Origin of the sequence: Alteromonas genovensis, from assembly GCF_010500895.1 — a bacterium.
In the GTDB taxonomy this organism is placed as follows: Bacteria; Pseudomonadota; Gammaproteobacteria; order Enterobacterales; family Alteromonadaceae; genus Alteromonas; species Alteromonas genovensis.
In genome coordinates this window covers 475,080-491,533 of the sequence record NZ_JAAAWO010000001.1, presented here as the reverse complement: position 1 = coordinate 491,533, position 16,454 = coordinate 475,080, and the positions used below count along the sequence as shown (strand labels likewise).

At 41.3% G+C, this 16,454-nt stretch carries 13 protein-coding genes; 11 read left to right on the top strand and 2 right to left on the bottom strand.

The genetic code is table 11. The annotated features are described in order from the left end of the window. Positions 1 to 125 precede the first annotated feature (125 nt). Positions 126 to 1,220: a GNAT family N-acetyltransferase gene (locus tag GTQ48_RS02000; RefSeq protein ID WP_163104916.1), complete on the top strand. Its 1,095-nt coding sequence runs from the start codon at positions 126 to 128 to the stop codon at positions 1,218 to 1,220. 64 nt (positions 1,221 to 1,284) lie between these two features. On the opposite strand, the gene GTQ48_RS01995 is transcribed toward GTQ48_RS02000, so the two are convergent. Then, entirely contained in the window at positions 1,285 to 1,863 is a 579-nt protein-coding gene (locus GTQ48_RS01995; protein ID WP_163104914.1) for an acyltransferase, read from the bottom strand. Beyond that, positions 1,860 to 3,065 (bottom strand): glycosyltransferase, encoded by a 1,206-nt coding sequence (locus GTQ48_RS01990; RefSeq protein ID WP_163104912.1) that lies wholly within the window; start codon positions 3,063 to 3,065, stop codon positions 1,860 to 1,862. The genes GTQ48_RS01995 and GTQ48_RS01990 overlap by 4 nt, the downstream gene beginning before the upstream one ends. Before the next feature lie 275 nt (positions 3,066 to 3,340). Between GTQ48_RS01990 and GTQ48_RS01985 the strand changes: the two genes are divergently transcribed. Genes GTQ48_RS01985 through GTQ48_RS01940 form a run of 10 tightly spaced genes read left to right on the top strand, consistent with a single transcriptional unit; the run spans position 3,341 to position 16,403 of the window. Continuing rightward, entirely contained in the window at positions 3,341 to 5,866 is a 2,526-nt protein-coding gene (locus GTQ48_RS01985; protein ID WP_163104910.1) for a hypothetical protein, read from the top strand. Positions 5,867 to 5,876: 10 nt separating this feature from the next. Further along, on the top strand, positions 5,877 to 6,842 hold the full coding sequence (locus GTQ48_RS01980; protein ID WP_163104908.1) for a glycosyltransferase family 2 protein: 966 nt from the start codon (positions 5,877 to 5,879) through the stop codon (positions 6,840 to 6,842). A gap of 2 nt (positions 6,843 to 6,844) precedes the next feature. Further along, the gene (locus tag GTQ48_RS01975) at positions 6,845 to 7,957 is read left to right on the top strand and encodes a glycosyltransferase (RefSeq protein ID WP_163104906.1); all 1,113 of its coding nucleotides are present in this window, start codon (positions 6,845 to 6,847) and stop codon (positions 7,955 to 7,957) included. After that, a complete protein-coding gene (locus tag GTQ48_RS01970) occupies positions 7,950 to 8,978 on the top strand; it encodes a polysaccharide deacetylase family protein (RefSeq protein ID WP_163104904.1) in 1,029 nt (342 codons plus the stop codon). The genes GTQ48_RS01975 and GTQ48_RS01970 overlap by 8 nt, the downstream gene beginning before the upstream one ends. Then, complete coding sequence (locus tag GTQ48_RS01965) at positions 8,968 to 10,053, top strand: GNAT family N-acetyltransferase (RefSeq protein ID WP_203565044.1); 1,086 nt, start codon at positions 8,968 to 8,970, stop codon at positions 10,051 to 10,053. The genes GTQ48_RS01970 and GTQ48_RS01965 overlap by 11 nt, the downstream gene beginning before the upstream one ends. Before the next feature lie 11 nt (positions 10,054 to 10,064). Then, positions 10,065 to 11,963: an asparagine synthase (glutamine-hydrolyzing) gene (gene asnB / locus GTQ48_RS01960; RefSeq protein ID WP_163104902.1), complete on the top strand. Its 1,899-nt coding sequence runs from the start codon at positions 10,065 to 10,067 to the stop codon at positions 11,961 to 11,963. Further along, positions 11,963 to 13,066 (top strand): glycosyltransferase family 4 protein, encoded by a 1,104-nt coding sequence (locus GTQ48_RS01955; protein WP_163104900.1) that lies wholly within the window; start codon positions 11,963 to 11,965, stop codon positions 13,064 to 13,066. The genes asnB and GTQ48_RS01955 overlap by 1 nt, the downstream gene beginning before the upstream one ends. Positions 13,067 to 13,084: 18 nt before the next feature. Next, positions 13,085 to 14,269 (top strand): glycosyltransferase, encoded by a 1,185-nt coding sequence (locus GTQ48_RS01950; protein ID WP_163104898.1) that lies wholly within the window; start codon positions 13,085 to 13,087, stop codon positions 14,267 to 14,269. Next, a complete protein-coding gene (locus tag GTQ48_RS01945; RefSeq protein WP_163104896.1) occupies positions 14,266 to 15,606 on the top strand; it encodes an O-antigen ligase family protein in 1,341 nt (446 codons plus the stop codon). Before GTQ48_RS01950 ends, GTQ48_RS01945 begins: the two co-directional genes overlap by 4 nt. Further along, complete coding sequence (locus GTQ48_RS01940; protein WP_163104894.1) at positions 15,603 to 16,403, top strand: sulfotransferase family protein; 801 nt, start codon at positions 15,603 to 15,605, stop codon at positions 16,401 to 16,403. The genes GTQ48_RS01945 and GTQ48_RS01940 overlap by 4 nt, the downstream gene beginning before the upstream one ends. The last annotated feature ends 51 nt before the right edge of the window (positions 16,404 to 16,454 follow it).

The window sequence follows — 16,454 nt, the reverse complement described above, 5'->3', positions numbered from 1 at the left end:
ACTCCAGTCAATGCGCTTTAAACCTTTAATCCATTATAAGATACGCAAACTACCCTAAACTTTACAATGCAGTAACAAAAATATTTGATATATTCATATCTGTTCAGAAGAGGCCTATTTAAATTATGAAAGATATAATTACCTGCAATAGTCACGTTAAAGTTTATTCAACTCCATCTGAAGAGTTCGTAATTAACATGTGGACCAAGGTAAGCAGAAACTTGAATTTATCGAGCCCATTCCTCACACCCGAATGGGTATCAAGTTGGTACTTTTCTGCTACAAAAAAGCCAACTTTCGTAATTTATTTCGAAGGCAATGAGCCTTGTGGCGTTTGCTTTATTGGCGATACTAAGCGGGTCAAACTCGGTTTAGTGTTAAAAGTAGGTTTACTCAACCAAGCGGGTAATATCGAAAGTGATCAAGCATGGATAGAATATAATGATCTAGTTTGTGCCGACAGGAGTCGAAACAATTTTATAACGTGCCTGATTGACTACTTGAAATCCGAAGGCTTTGACTTGTTAATTGTTTCAATGATTCAACACGATGCAATACGACGATGGAATCAAGTAGCTCCTAATCCAATAGACGAAATGAATTTCAAAGGCTATACCTCTGAATTATGCAGTGGCAATTCTTTTTTTAATCTATCCTATTTATCAAAGAATACTCGCTCTCAAATTAAACGCAGCAACAATCAGCTAGAACGGCTTTACGGGCCCTTAGCTGTGGTTACTCCAAAGAACCAAAATGAATCTTTATATTTTTTAGAAGAGCTTAGTAAATTTCATAAAAAGCAGTGGTCTTCGTCTATTGAAGGAAGTGGTTTTAACAACCCCGCCTTTACTTTACTTCAGAAGCGACTGATTGAAAATAAAGAGCTAGCGGCAATTGTAGGTGTATTTGCAGGGGAGACCGCTTTAGGGTTTTGCATCAATTACTTGCATCAACAAAAAGTTTTTTTCTATTGCTCAGGCATTAATCACGAGTTATCTACCAAACACATCAAGCCAGGTTACAGTATGCATAATTCTCTTATGCAATATTATGCAAAGCTTGGGTTTAGCCATTACGATTTTCTTGGAGGCGACGCGAGATACAAGGCGAGTTTTTCAAATAGTGAATATTACCTATCTTCGGTAACTATCCCCTTAGGATCCTTCAAGGCCCTACTAGCTTCCATTTACGCTGGGCTCAGAAATATAGTTCAGCATTGACTTCACTTGAATCATTTACAGGTAAAATCGCTTTTATTTTTGACATCAGTTCTTCTTTGAAATATTAAATTCGCTTAAGCAGCCTCGCCGGATTTCCCCCAACAATAGCCCTCTCTGGGACATCATCAGCCACCACAGCTCCAGCTGCCACGACGCTCCCCGCGCCAACATTAGCCATTACCAACGCGCCATTACCTAGCCAACAATTTTCGCCTATTTCAACTTTGGTAAATGCACCGCCTTGGTCCTTTATTGGCTTTGAAGGGTCTGAAAAGTTGTGCTGCCCTTTTCCACTCATAATATGGACACCACTACCTAATAATGTGTTTTTACCAATGCTGCATTTGCCGATATTGCATTGAGGCCCAATATACACTCCCTCATCAATGCTCGTGTCTTGCTGAGAAAACAATGTACCAAAAGAAATAACGGCATCAGGTGAGCATTTTTTAAAAGCAAATCGATAGAAGCCGCTGCGTAAATAACTCCCCATCTTGCCGGGTAACAGTGACAGAGCCTGGCTGTAACTCGTTATCAGAGCATCTTTATTTAAAAGCAACGACAGTAGTTTATAAGAAATTGTGACAGGGCTAATAAGAAGCGCTAGAACCAAAAAAACAATATGCTTAATAAGTTGCTTCATATTTTTTCCAATGCCTGTTTAAGCGGCTGTAACTGCTGATTCCAAGAATATGTACTGTGTAACGCATTATATGCGTTATCTGCTAGCTGTTGCGCTGTGTCAGTTTTTTTTACGCAATCTACACAGGCGTCTATAAAGCTGCTTTCTTCGTTTGCAATATACATAGTATTCTCACTCGCATAGCTAATTCCCTCGGCTCCCATGCTAGTGGTTATCACGGGTAATTTGCATGCAGCAGCCTGTAGCACTTTGTTCTGAACGCCCCTCGCAAGTCGAAACGGAGCAACAAAGGCAGTCGCTTTATGAAAGAAAGGCAGCATATCGTCTACAAACCCAGTAACTTCAATCGCTTTGTCTCGCTCTGATAATTGCTGTATCTCTTTTGTCGGGTTCATGCCACCTACTGTGAAGGTGGCGCCAGGCAAACTTTGCTTTATTATTGGCCAGCAGTGTTCTACAAACCACATAACGGCATCTACGTTTGGTTTGTAATCCATAACGCCAGTGAAGAGAAAATTTGTGTCGTTCGCAGGCGTTGGGGCGGGAAAAAAAGCAGAAAAATCTAAACCGTTTCCTAGCACTTTAACCGGTTTGAACGCACTCACTGTTTTTTCAAATAACCGGGTTTCCTCTTTAGCAATAAGAAATGTGTCTTCAAACTCTTTATTCGCTCTCGCTTCAAGCCTTTTTATTCGCTTGCTCTCTCGACGATATACCACTCTCATAGGAAATGAACTCGACTCAGCATACTGTCGCCATTTATCAGAGTCTACATCCATCATATCCATAAAAAGCGCACACGTTCTATCATCATAATTAGCAGCATTAAACACATAGTATCCAAGACTTGAAGCGCTGAGTAATAGTGCATCGCAGCCATTTATTAAACAGGCATTCACTTCCTTTTGAAGCGCACTGCTATAAAACGCGCCAACGCTAATGGCTTGTCGATGCAGCAATGCCCAACTATAGCGCTTAATTTTATGAGGAAGAGGGAATACTGTCACCGAAATATCTAACTTCTTACCAAGCTCCTTTGCGTCGGCACTATCTTGTGTGTTTTCGCCTAAACAAAGCACATCAACGCAATAGCCAAGTTGTGTTAAAAACTCAATCTGATGATAAGTACGAAGCTTTTCGCCCTTATTGGGCGGGTAAGGCACCCGCTGAGATACGACAGTGATTTTGCGAAGCTTCGCCATTTTTACGTCCATTAGCAAAATTTTTAATTCCCTTAGCTATAGTACGTTGTAGGCTGTAACTCGTCAAAATAACCAACAGTAGAAGTTTTGATTCCAATATATTGACTATGTCTCTCACTTCACACGGCAAACTCTGTTTGCATTTTTTCTAGCCGTGTTGCCATTCTATTGTTCAATTGCATAGAAAGGTAAACACGTTGGCATTACATAACAAGTGATATAAAGTATTGCGGTGTTTTAAAATTGCCTATCACGGAAGACGTACAAGTAGCCCAATGCAGCATATTGTTTTTAGTTTACGTAACGCGAGTTCGCACACTCAACGCGGCTCATTCTGTGTTGGAGTGCCTTGCCCTGAAGGTAAGTTTTCGGTTTCAGAACCACTCGAATTAATTGATGAAGATGGTGAGTATGTAAGGGCTTCACTGGAAGTTCGGCATTTGTGGCACAACGGCTCAATAAAGTGGCTATACATCACGGGTATAACGTCTATACCGTCAAATGAAACCAGAAATTACTCGCTAAAACTGGCTAAAGTCACTCAGCCTACTTACATTAATCCCGTTAAGCCAAGAGACTCGAAGGGCCTAATAGACATCACGCTATCAAACGGCAAGATGGTTACGATAAATCGCAATCATCCAGGTTGTTTACACTTCAATAATGAACTAACAGCGTCGTTAACCCACTACTACGGCAACAAACACAACGCCCTGCCCTTTTCACATATAAGTGATTTTAGTTATACGGTGTTAAGAAGCCATTGCCATAATGTAGCAGTGAGAATTAAACACACAGGGCAGCTTGAGATACAAAACAAAGCCCTGGATATTGAATATCAAAGCACGGTTTTTTTAGCCAATGGTGACGTGTTAAGCGATATCACCATAACTAACCCAGCGGCATCTTTGCACCCAAATGGACAATGGGACTTAGGCGACCCATCATCTATATGTATTAATGAGTTGTCACTCGCTATAAGCAAGCAAGCTAACACCTTATATGTCAACGATAATCAAACGCTTAATCCCACTTTTGACAGTGCGTTCATTCACCAGGCATCCAGTGGAAAGCCACATTGGCAAAGCCCTGTGCATGTGAACGCTGGCGACGAAGTAAACTTAGCCCATAAAGGCGTTAAAGTTTTTCGCAATGGCGAATTAGAATACGAAGCTGATCAATGCCAACCTTTCGCTACATTTAATTTAGAAGACAGTTCTGATTATGTGCTTGAAGCAAAAGAGTTTTGGCAGCACTTTCCCTCAGCAATGACCGCGACTAAAGATAGTACGTTTGTTAGCTTGCTAGGTGCGAAAGATAGTGAACCACAAGAACTACAACCAGGAGAGCAGTTAACGCGAACTATAACTTTATCGGTAGGCCCCATTACCACCTTCGAAGTGACACTTTGCAAAGACTGGATTCAGCACACCTCATGCCTTCCCTTTACGCCCTTCAATGCCCCTCGACAACTTCAGCAACTTGTGGAAAAAGGAATAGAAGGCGACAACTCATTTTTTGACAAGCGTGACAGTATTGATGAATTTGGGTGGCGGCATTTTGGCGAACTATATGCCGACCACGAAAAGGCGTTGGCTCCAGACGCAACTTACTTTGTCTCTCATTACAACAATCAGTACGACCCGCTTTGCGGCATGCTATATCAATGGACGGTGAGTGGCGATCACCGTTGGAAAGAGTTAGCAGATAACTTGGCAAAACATGTTGCCAATATTGATGTTTATCACACTTCCCTTGATAAGCCTGAGTACTCTGGGGGGCTTTTTTGGCATACCGATCACTATGTACCTGCACATACTGCAGGGCATAGAACGTATTCAAAAAACCAACCGACAGGTGTATACGAAGACCACGCTGGCGGCGGTGGCCCAGGTGGACAGCATTGCTATACCAACGGCTTGCTGCATCACTACTTATTGACCGGAAGCAGCACCTCCAAAAACGCTTTGCTAGAAATTTGTGACTGGATAGAAAGATACTATGAAGGTGATGGCACGCTGCTAAATGCTTTATTGCTGGTCAAAAATTCAGGAACAGAAGGCATTAAAAACGTAAAAACAGGTCAGTACCCATTAGACAGAGGAACGGGTAATTATCTGCAGGCTCTAATGGATAGATATACTTTGTTAAGTGAAACAGAAGATTTAAAAAAATGCGCACATATCATTCAGCACACGGTTTCGCCTTTAGATGATATTAGTGAGAGAAATTTAGACAATGTTGAAGCAACATGGTTTTATACTGTCTTCTTTCAGGCAGTTTGCCGGTTTATTCAGCTTAAAGAACTGCATCGGCAAAATGATTACGACTATGCCTATGCAGTTAAAGCACTATCGCATTATGTAACCTGGATGGTTAACAACGAATATGTGTATTTAGAAAAGCCTGACATTTTAGAGTTTCCGAATGAAACATGGACAGGTCAAGATTTACGAAAGCTTTGTTTACTCGCTTTTGCCGAAGCCTACCTACCCAACTTAGTGAGCGAAATAGAAAACAAAAAGCATGATTTACAAACCAAGATTATCGATAGACTTACTAGCACTAAAGAAAGTGAGACCACACGTCTGCTGTGTTTGATGATGCAAAATATGAACTTTGAATCCTTCGAGGCAATACCGCGCCCCATGTTTATAGACAGCAGCATGAAGATAGAAACACACTCAGAGAGTCTTAGTTCGTTTCTGTTTACTTCAATTCGTCATTTTTCCCTTGGCAAAGAGCGCACCCAAGCAGTAAAGCGCTTTGCGCAACTTCAACAATGGCTAGGCAAACCGTGAGAGAGCTAAAATGACCGCGTTAATTAGCTTTATAATCCCTCACAAAGGCAGAGAGAAGATGCTTATCGACACCCTCGAAAGTATAAAGCATCAAACCCTGCCCGAAGATCAATTTGAAGTGGTTCTTGTTAGCCAAAACACCAATGTATCGTCTAGGCTCAAAGAGTTTGAACAATTCTTTTCTTTAAATATTATTTACAACGATGATGCAAAAAGTATTTCGCATTCTAGAAACTTAGGCGCGGAAAAGGCGAAAGGTACTTACTTTGCGTTTCTCGATGCTGATGTCAGCCTTGCAAGTGACTATGCGCTGGTAATGCTTCAAAAACTAAAGCATTCACCTTCGCTTGCCTTAGTCGCTGCAATGCAAATTAACTCAGAAAATGCGCCGCCGCTAGAGCGAATAAGAACCTCGCTTAGCAATGCTGAGTTAGATACCACCGTTAGCTTTTTGCCTGGCAGGAATCTGTTTTTGCACAAAGACACCTTTGCAAAAGTAAATGGCTTTCCAGAACACCTTTTAACCTGCGAAGATTATTATTTTACTGGGCAAGTTAACGAACATGGCGGCCTTTACTACACCTCTGAGACTCATTATGTGCACTTAGGGGAAGACAAAGCCTTCGGCCCCATGTTTAAAAAAGAAATTTGGCGTGGACAATCAAATATAGCGTCAACCAGTGGCAGGCCGATACCGCTTCGTGAGCTACCTAGCTTTATCGTTCCTTTTGCCGTTAGCTTAGGCATTATAATTTTATTGCTTTGCCTACTGTATTCACAAACCAACTTCGCTATTATATTCAGCATAATCGCAGGAGCACCTCTTTTGGCATATACATTTAGGCTTAAAAAGTTGGTAGGCAACACAGTATCGTTTTTTAATTGCCTACGCTTTTACCTTGTGTACTTTCCAGCAAGAGCCATAGGAACACTATTAGGAGCACGCGGCTCGGTAACCACCAGCTCGCATAAATAATAATGAAAATATTGCAGTTTATTTGTTCTACGGGTTTTTATGGCGCAGAGCGCTGGGTATTGGCACTGTCTAAACACATGCCTAGTCATGTAACTAGCGAGCTGGCAGTAACGTTAGAGCCAGGCACCGAAGACTTAGAGCTCGTTAAACAATTTCAACCTATCGGTAAAACCCACCACGTTCCTATGCATGGCCGATTCGATTTAGGTGCCGTAAAAAAACTCGCTGCACTTATAAAAGACAATAACATCGATATTATTCATACCCACGGTTATAAGTCAGATATTTTAGGGGTTATGGCGGCTAAAAAAGCGGGCATTCCCTGCGTTGTAACGCCACACGGCTTTGAAAATGCGGCAGACTTTAAACTTCGCCTATTTATTTGGGCCGGATGCCAGGCAATGCGCTTTGCAGACAAAGTGGTGCCACTTTCTAGGCAGCTTATGTCCGATGTAAAGCAATTCAACATTGCTGAACATAAATTAGCTTATATTCAAAATGGCGTAGATTTATCAGAAGTTGAAGCTGTAAGAGTAACCAAGCAATCAAAGCCGGAGAACAGTAAAAAGGTAATAGGGTTTGTTGGCCAAATGATTAGCCGCAAAAACATTACCGCTATACTAGATTGCTTTGATGCGCTGTATAAAAAGCGTAATGATATAGAGTTAGTGTTTCTAGGGGATGGTGAAGACAGGCCTAAGTTAGAATCTTATGCAAACACGTTAGACAGCGAAGGGGCAATATCATTTTTAGGCTTTAGAAATGACAGGCTAGAACAACTTCGCGATTTTAATATGTTTGTAATGACATCCACACTTGAAGGCATTCCGCGTTGTTTAATGGAGGCCTGCGCCATGGAAATTCCGGTTTCGGCCTATAACATTGCTGGTATTGACCAACTTATTACTCACAAAGAAAGCGGATTACTCACACCGCTTCATGATACCCAGCAACTTCAAAAAGACTGGGAAACGTTACTAGACGATACTCATTACGCTCAGCAGCTAGCGCAGAACGCGCGCACATTTGTGCAAGAAAATTTCTCAGCACAGCGGATGGCTGATGAATACTACGAATTGTTCTCTACTATGCTAAACGAGCAGCAAAATGGGTAAACCAAACGTATTGTTTGTACTCACCATAGACACTGAAGAAGAATGGCAGTGGGACAGTGAGTTTCCCCAGCATGATTGTTCAGTAAAAAATGTTGAGAAGCTTCCTGCATTTCAAGCCTTTTGTGAGTCGCTAGGCATAAGGCCCACCTATTTTGTTGATTATGCTGTGGCCAACGACGCTCAGGGCAGCCATATTCTTCGCGAGTTTGTAAAAACCAAAAAAGCAGAAATTGGTGCCCATTTACATCCGTGGTGTAACCCGCCCTACTTTGGTAAAACAACAGAAGCGGAATCCCATGTTATTAATTTGCCTGAAGAACAAGTTGTACAAAAACTTGATGAACTAAACCGTGTTATCAATGAAAAAATAGGAGTTACGCCACGCTCCTTTAGAAGCGGTCGTTGGGGTATGAAAGGTAAAACGCTTGAACTGCTTGCATCGCGCGGAATTACTGTAGATAGCAGCGTGTACCCGTTTTACGAAAACCCATTCTTTCACTGCAAGGGCGCACCTAATACTCCATACTACCCTAGCTTTGACAATGCCCTTCAACCTGGAAATCAACAAAACATAATGGAAATTCCTGTTACTGCTGGCTTTAACGTATCAAACTTCCGCAATGCAGATAATATCCATTCAGTTTTATCTAGGCCTCCATTTTCAATGTTAAGAATAATTGGCATGCTTTGGCATACCAAAATTCTCAAAAAAATATACCTTAGTCCTGAGTTATCCGACACTAATAGTATGATTGAGCTAAGTGATACCTGCTTGAGTAAGCAGCATAAGGTAATACACATGTATTTACATAGCTCCAGCTTAATTGATGGTGTAACTGGTTTACTTAATGTAGATAACGCTTATGACTTAATTTGTCTTCGTATTATTGACTTTTTAAAAGACTTGGAAACAAAAGCAAATATTTCGTTTTGCACTATCACTGAAGCAGCTGAGCGACTAAAAGAGAGCGAAGTACCATTAATCGCAAACTCGCCAAAGGAGCATTATTTTGGAAAATGATGTTCAAAATTTTGATAGTCAGATAGAAATTCAAATCGCTGCGTATAGCGACTTACACAGGTGGAACGATTACGTAAGCCAGCATACCCGTGCATCTGCCTACCATCGTTTTGGTTGGCTGCAAGCAGTCAAAGGTGCTTATGGCCATGACAGCTTTGGCATCATAGCTAAAAATAAGGAGACTCAGAGCATCGTGGGCGTAATGCCCTCAGTAATTATGAGAGCGCCTTTTTTAGGCGCTCAGCTTTGCGCCCTTCCATACTGTGATGTGGGCTACGCTATTGGTGACAACGCAGAAATTGAAGAACAACTGCGACAGTACTTAGTTGAATACGTAAGTAAAACGAACACTAAAAAATTAGAAGTACGCAATATTGATAACACAGCTCAACAGCCTGAATCACTTAAACACCAAAAAGTGCGTATGCTTTTGCCTTTACCTGAAAGTAGTGAAGCACTATTGGCAGGTTTTAAATCTAAGCTTCGTAGTCAAATTCGCAAAGCTGAAAAGAATGGCCTAACTGCAGTTCTTGGAACTGAACAAAAATTCATTGACGAATTTTACAACGTTTATGCAACGAACATGCGAGATTTAGGCTCGCCTGTACACGCTAAAAAGTGGTTTCAACAGGTAATTAAAGCATACGGCAGCAACAGCGTTATTGGTGTGGTTTACCACGACGGCAAAGCAATTGGTGCAGGGTTAGTTATCAAAAATAACACTAATGCCTCTATTCCGTGGGCCTCAACACTTCGGGAATACAACAAACTTGCACCTAATATGCTTTTGTATTGGTCGTTATTAGCTCATTGTGCTGATAACAGCGTCGAGTGCTTTGATTTTGGCCGTTCTACTTTTGAAGAGGGTACTTACAAGTTTAAAAAGCAATGGGGCGCTGAGCCGCAACTGCTTAACTGGCAAAAGTACAATTCAACAGGTAGACCGATTACAGAAGAAATTGATTCGTCGCAACAGAGTAAACTGCGTTCAATGGCAGAAAGCATATGGCAAAAGCTACCGCTTAGTATAACTGTTTCAGCAGGGTCGTTAATTCGGCCTTACATTTCATTATAGGATCGTAAAGTATGTGCGGCATTGCAGGGTTTAGCCTGTTTAATTATCAGGAAGGCGGAAGTGCTTCACTAGAAGCAATGCACAAAGCCATCGTGCACAGAGGCCCCGACGCAAGCGGTATATATTTAGATGAACACATTGGTTTATGTCATCGTCGACTCAGTATTTTAGATTTATCGGAAGCGGGCAACCAGCCAATGTATTCTGCCGACAATAATTTAGTTATTGTATTTAACGGTGAAATTTATAACTTCTTAGAACTACGAGCAGATCTTGAGCAACAAGGCGTTACCTTTAAAAGCCATACCGACACTGAAATAATCTTAGCGCTTTACGCGCGAGAAGGTGTTAAATGCCTCGACAAATTAAATGGTATGTTTGCTTTTGCCCTTTGGGATAAAACAAAACAAGAGCTATTTATTGCTCGCGATCGCTTAGGCAAGAAACCTCTTTATTATTTTTCTGACAAGGGCCGCTTTGCGTTCGGTTCAGAAATTAAGGCCATACTTGCACTGCAAGATATTCCAAGAGAAATACGTTTAGACGCAGTGCACGACTTTTTTGCCTACCAGTACGTACCTGACCCTAAAAGCATTTTTAAACACATTCACAAGCTCCCCCCTGCGCATTACCTTGTTTTGGATAAAAATGGGTTTTCCATAAAAGAGTATTGGGACTTAAGTTTCAAGCATGTCACAGGGGACAGCGAAGAGACGAACAAACAAAAGCTTAAAACGCTGCTAGAAAAAGTAACGAAGCAGCGCATGATTAGTGATGTACCTTTAGGTGCCTTTTTAAGCGGTGGTGTGGACAGCTCTGGTGTGGTAGCTATGATGGCCGAAGCGAGCGACACGCCAGTTAAAACGTGTACCATTGGGTTCGACAACAAAGCATTTAATGAAGCGGATTTCGCACGGGAAATAGCTGAAAAATACCATACCGAGCACCATGAATTTACGGTACATCAAAATGTTGCAGAGCAATTAGAACACATTGCAAGCTTTTTTGATGAGCCCTTTGCCGACCCTTCCTTAGTACCCACGTTTTTCGTGTCTGAACTGGCCAGAAAGGCGGTTACAGTGGCATTAGCAGGCGATGGCGGCGACGAAATGTTCGCAGGGTACGAAAAGTACACCACAGACGATATCGAAAACAAACTTAGAAATAAGTTTCCTGAAAGCGTTAGAAAATCGATATTCCCAAGTCTTGCTAAAATAGTTGGCACACTACCAGGGGCAATTGGACGAAAGGGGAAATCGCTACTTACCAGTTTATCGCACGATGCCGCCATGGGCTTTTTCATCACAAACAGTATGATGACCGACGATATGTGGAATAAGCTGGTTAAACCTGACGTAGCCGCAACGCTAAACGGTTACCACCCTAGCCAATATACTCTTGATATGTATAACAAGGCCGATGGACCTGACCATTTAAGTAAAATTTTGTACACCGATATTAAAACCTATATGACAGGCGATATTTTGGTGAAAGTAGACAGAATGAGTATGGCTAACTCTCTAGAAGTACGGGCCCCTATTCTTGATTATCAAGTGGCAGAATTTGCCGCTACCCTTCCCTCTTCACAAAAATACCGTGATGGTGAAAAAAAGTACTTACTGAAAGAAGTGTTTAAACCGTTTATTCCCGACTCTTTGCTGTATAGAAAAAAAATGGGGTTCAGCACCCCCTTAGATGAATGGTTCAGGGGCGAGTTAAAAGCACTGTCAGAATCAAAACTGCTTCAATGCAATGAGGGTTTAAGCGATGTATTTAATACAGCCGCCATTAATTCTATTTGGCAGGAACATCAAAGCCATACGAAAGACCACGGCATTGTATTGTGGAGCATGCTGATGTACCAAATGTGGTATGACCGATATGCCGTTATACAAGAGCGTTCATCATAATGAAAGTAATGCACGTTACCTACGACATGCGTATTGGCGGCACTGAAATGGTGATCAAGAACCTCATAGAGGGCAATACCGAAGCCAATATTGACATGTCAATTTATTGCATAGAGGCCCCTTTAGGCCCATGGGGTGAAGAGCTAGCGAAATCTGGTATTTCCATCACTACACAAGAACGCAACCCAGGGTTCGATACATCGCTTATTAAGGCAATAAGGCAACATGTTAAAGAAAACAACATAGACATTTTGCACTGCCACCAGTACACCCCTTGGGTTTATGGTGTATTAGCAGCCGCCTTTACAAAAACCAAGGTTATTTTTACGGAACATGGGCGCTTTTACCCTGACTCTACAAGCTGGAAAAGAAAGCTCGTTAACCCAATATTGCTCTCTTTTACGTCGAAGGTAACCGCCATCTCAAAGGCGACAAGCGATGCATTGGCTACCTATGAATTCATTCCTAGCCGTAAGATTGACGTAATTTACAACGGCATTAAACCATTAGTGGTAAAGCAGAACGAAGTAGATGCGTTGCGCACGCAGCTAGGGTTTAATGAAACCGATATAATACTGGGTACCATTGCACGGTTCGACCCGATTAAAAATCAGCTTATGATGATTAATGCATTTGCAGATGCCGCCAAAGGCCGAAACGACCTTTATCTACTGCTGGTTGGTGACGGGGAAATGCGTGAAGCATTGCAGCAAGAGGTAAATAATTTAGGCATTAACAATAAGGTTATTTTTACTGGCTATATTGCTAAACCTGCAAACTATTTAGCGCTAATGGATGCTTTTTTACTTTCATCATTAAGTGAAGGAACGTCGATGACGTTGCTTGAAGCAATGAGCTTAGGCAAACCTTGTGTAGTAACCGATGCAGGCGGCAACGCTGAAGTTGTCACTCACAATACTAACGGCCTAGTAACAGAAAACGATAACAAGAATGCATTTGCAGCAGCAATATCACAATTAACACAGCACCATGAAATGCGCGAAAATTTTGGTAAAAATGCGATCGAGAAATTTGAATTGCAATTTAGTGCACAAAAAATGAACGAAGCATTCCGAGTTCAATACAATTACCTCGTACCGTAGGTTCAGTGAGAATTTAACGTGAAAGATAAACAAAAAGTAGAGTTGGTTTTCTCTGAAGTATTCCCACCAATGCATGGCGGAAGCGGTCGCTGGTTATGGGAGGTATACTCTCGCCAAGATGCCAATAAGTATGTTGTTGTTGCCGGTAACGCAGAAGGTGACACTCTTTTTGATAGTAAAGCCGAACTAAAAATTCATAGAATTTCTTTTAACTACACGTCTTGGTCTGATTGGGCGCTATTTTCACTTGGCGGCCTTATTTTTTATACCAAGCTTTTCCTAAAACTTAGGAAAATTATAAGGCAATACGATGTAACGGCAATTCATTGCGGGCGATGCATTCCTGAAGGCTTTATTGCCATGCTGTTCAAGCTTTTTAAAGGTATTCCTTATTATTGCTATATACATGGTGAAGATATTGAGAATAGCGCAACCAGCCGAAGTATGACAGCCATGCTACGCCCGGTGCTTAAGCGAGCAAACCTTCTAATTTGTAATAGTAAAAATTCGCACCGTTTGCTGCTTGAACATTGGGATGTTCAAAAAGATAAATGCTGTATTGTTAACCCTGGGGCGAATACATCTGCATTCGTACCCGCCCCCCGCTGTGAAAATACTCGCGAAAAGCTTGGTTGGACAGACAGGTTTGTATTGGTGACAGTTTCTCGACTAGAGGAACGCAAAGGACACGATATGATGGTTAAGGCCATGGCTGATATTGTGAAAAGTGTTCCCAATGCATTGTATGCCATTATTGGTAGCGGCCCGCGCATTGAATACCTTAAACAATTAACGCACGAACTAAATTTACACGATAACATTAGGTTTATGCCCAATGTAAGCGACGAAGACATGGTGGCGTGCTATCAACAGGCAGACGTTTTCGTTCTACCCAATAGAGATGTTGGGCGTAACATTGAGGGTTTTGGCATAGTAATGATAGAGGCGCAAGCCTGTGGCATACCTGTTATAGGAGGTATGTCTGGCGGCACACCAGAAACATTAGTACACGGCCAAACAGGGTTCAGCGTAAATTGTAGTGCGCCAGATGAACTTGTTGAGCACGTGATTTTATTAGCGCACGATAATGAGAAGCGCGAAAAAATGGGGTTGTTTGCCCGTAAACATGCAGAGCAGTTCGACTGGGAGATAAAAGGCCCTGAGGTAATACAGAACATAGAACGCTTGGAGCCTACCGAGTGATATCCGCACTACTATACTTATTACCATTTTTGACGGGCCTGGCAATGTCTTTACGACACGGCCCCGTGCTGATTTTTATGGTTTACCAGCTCGATTATTTCTTAAACCCACAAAATAAGTGGTGGGGAAGCTACTTACCGTTCTTGGGCGCACAATTTTATCTTGTGTTAACAATGTTAATCGTATTTTTCATCGGGTTTGGAAAATACTGGCCAAACAAATACTTTAAACACCCTCAAATTGCATTTATGTGGCTAACCATTATTTGTTTTTGTGCCGCTTATTTTAATGCGCCTTATCTTCAATATCATATTTCAGCGATGGATGCTCTGCTTACAGTGGCAGCAGTGACATTTCTCATTGTCAAATTATGTACTCAGAAAAAACATATCTCTTGGATAGTCGATACATACCTTCTCAGCGCTTTCCTTTTAGCTTTTTATATATTTGGATGGGGCCGTGATAACTCTGGTCGAGTGGCCGGTGTTGGAATGGTGGATGCTCCCGATGCTAACTTAGTGGCAGCGGCACTAGCCCCAACTATTGTGATATTTATAGCCAAGCTTATTGCTCACAAATCGTTAATCCAACGTGGGATATATTCTATTGGGTTAATTTTTTCCCTTAACTCGCTGATATTGATTAATAGTAGAGGCGCATTTTTGGGCGTTGTCGCTGGCGTTTCTTATTTTCTATTTATTAGCTTTAGAAATAAAGCTTTCACAGCCAAGGAGAAAGGTACAATTTTTCTTGGCATGCTACTTTTTGTGGGGGCTTTCTTTAGGCTGGCAGACGATACCTTTATTAACCGAATGATGACAGTTCAAGAACAGTCGACATTGAACGAACAGCAAGAAACAGGTTCAACTCGCGTCTTTTTCTGGCTTGCCTCAATAGAAATGGCCAAAGATTACCCCTTCGGAGCCGGCGCGGGGGCCTTTCAATATTATGGAACATACTATATTCCAACTCATATCGACACTGGAAAGTCTCGGCAACGAGCTGTTCATTCAACGTGGTTTGAAACACTTTCCGAAGCTGGTTTTCTTGGCCTTTTGTTTTTTACGCTTATGATATGGTACACATTCAAAGCTTTCGCTCGTGTTAGAAAAGAATTGTGGAAGCGAAAAGACTTTATTGCTAGTTCATTTGTTCTTTCTTTGTCTAGTGGCTTTGTAACATTTATCGTTTGCATGACATTCATTAATAGAATGCGTGCGGAAGTATTATATTGGCTCGTTGCACTTTCCGCTTGCTGTCTCAATATGTATTTATCCAAGAGCGATCACCAACCTTCAAAGCAAGAAGCTAGTTTAAGAAAAAGGAATAACCTATGACTCTTCCTAATTTCATTTGTGTAGGCGTACAAAGGGCTGGCACAACGTGGTTATATGAATGCCTAAAAGAACACCCTGAGGTGTATGTGCCAGAGGTAAAAGAGCTAAATTTCTTCAGTAGTCATTTTGAAAAAGGAATAGAATATTATGCGTCATTTTTTGAAGACGCTGGTGCTGAACATAAAGCAATAGGTGAACTTTCACCAAATTATTACCATATTAAAACAGCTATTGACCGAATATCTGCTGCCCTGCCGAATACCAAAATTATATTAATTTTACGAGAACCGGTAGCGAGAAGTTATTCCCACTATCAATTAAGCCTAACAAATCAATGCAATGGAATGACCTTTGACGAAGCAATGGAGCAAGTACCAATAATTAGTACGCTAAGCATGCAAGCGACATTTGTCGAACACATCCTTAAGTCTTTTCCTCGCAACAATATACACCTAGCATTTTATGACGAACTTCAAAATGAACCTCGATCATTCTTAAAGAGGGTTTATGGTTTTTTAGATGTTGATGATAGCTTTACCCCCTCTATTCTAAATAGCCGTGTGAATAGAATTATATTTCCCCGTACCCAAGAGTTTCTTAAAAGATTGGGTTTATCTAAACTAGTTGAATATATTAAGTCCGGTTGGTTAGGAAGTGTAATTAAGGAAAAGTATAATACTGGAGGTAGGAAAAAAGAGTTGAAAGTTAACAATGTTCACAAAAGCAAGTTCTTGGGAGATATTGAAAAACTTGAAGAGTTACTGCAAATTGAGCTTTCTCATTGGAAAACTAAATAAACTTCAATGTATGAATTGTACTTTTAAGTTCATATAATTAGATAAAAAAGG

What these genes read in the sequence shown, in the direction of transcription:
- GTQ48_RS02000 (WP_163104916.1), top strand. Translation starts at nt 126, where the DNA reads ATGAAAGATATAATTACCTGCAATAGTCACGTTAAAGTTTATTCAACT.
- GTQ48_RS01995 (WP_163104914.1), bottom strand. Translation starts at nt 1,863, where the DNA reads ATGAAGCAACTTATTAAGCATATTGTTTTTTTGGTTCTAGCGCTTCTT.
- GTQ48_RS01990 (WP_163104912.1), bottom strand. Translation starts at nt 3,065, where the DNA reads ATGGCGAAGCTTCGCAAAATCACTGTCGTATCTCAGCGGGTGCCTTAC.
- GTQ48_RS01985 (WP_163104910.1), top strand. Translation starts at nt 3,341, where the DNA reads ATGCAGCATATTGTTTTTAGTTTACGTAACGCGAGTTCGCACACTCAA.
- GTQ48_RS01980 (WP_163104908.1), top strand. Translation starts at nt 5,877, where the DNA reads ATGACCGCGTTAATTAGCTTTATAATCCCTCACAAAGGCAGAGAGAAG.
- GTQ48_RS01975 (WP_163104906.1), top strand. Translation starts at nt 6,845, where the DNA reads ATGAAAATATTGCAGTTTATTTGTTCTACGGGTTTTTATGGCGCAGAG.
- GTQ48_RS01970 (WP_163104904.1), top strand. Translation starts at nt 7,950, where the DNA reads ATGGGTAAACCAAACGTATTGTTTGTACTCACCATAGACACTGAAGAA.
- asnB (WP_163104902.1), top strand. Translation starts at nt 10,065, where the DNA reads ATGTGCGGCATTGCAGGGTTTAGCCTGTTTAATTATCAGGAAGGCGGA.
- GTQ48_RS01955 (WP_163104900.1), top strand. Translation starts at nt 11,963, where the DNA reads ATGAAAGTAATGCACGTTACCTACGACATGCGTATTGGCGGCACTGAA.
- GTQ48_RS01940 (WP_163104894.1), top strand. Translation starts at nt 15,603, where the DNA reads ATGACTCTTCCTAATTTCATTTGTGTAGGCGTACAAAGGGCTGGCACA.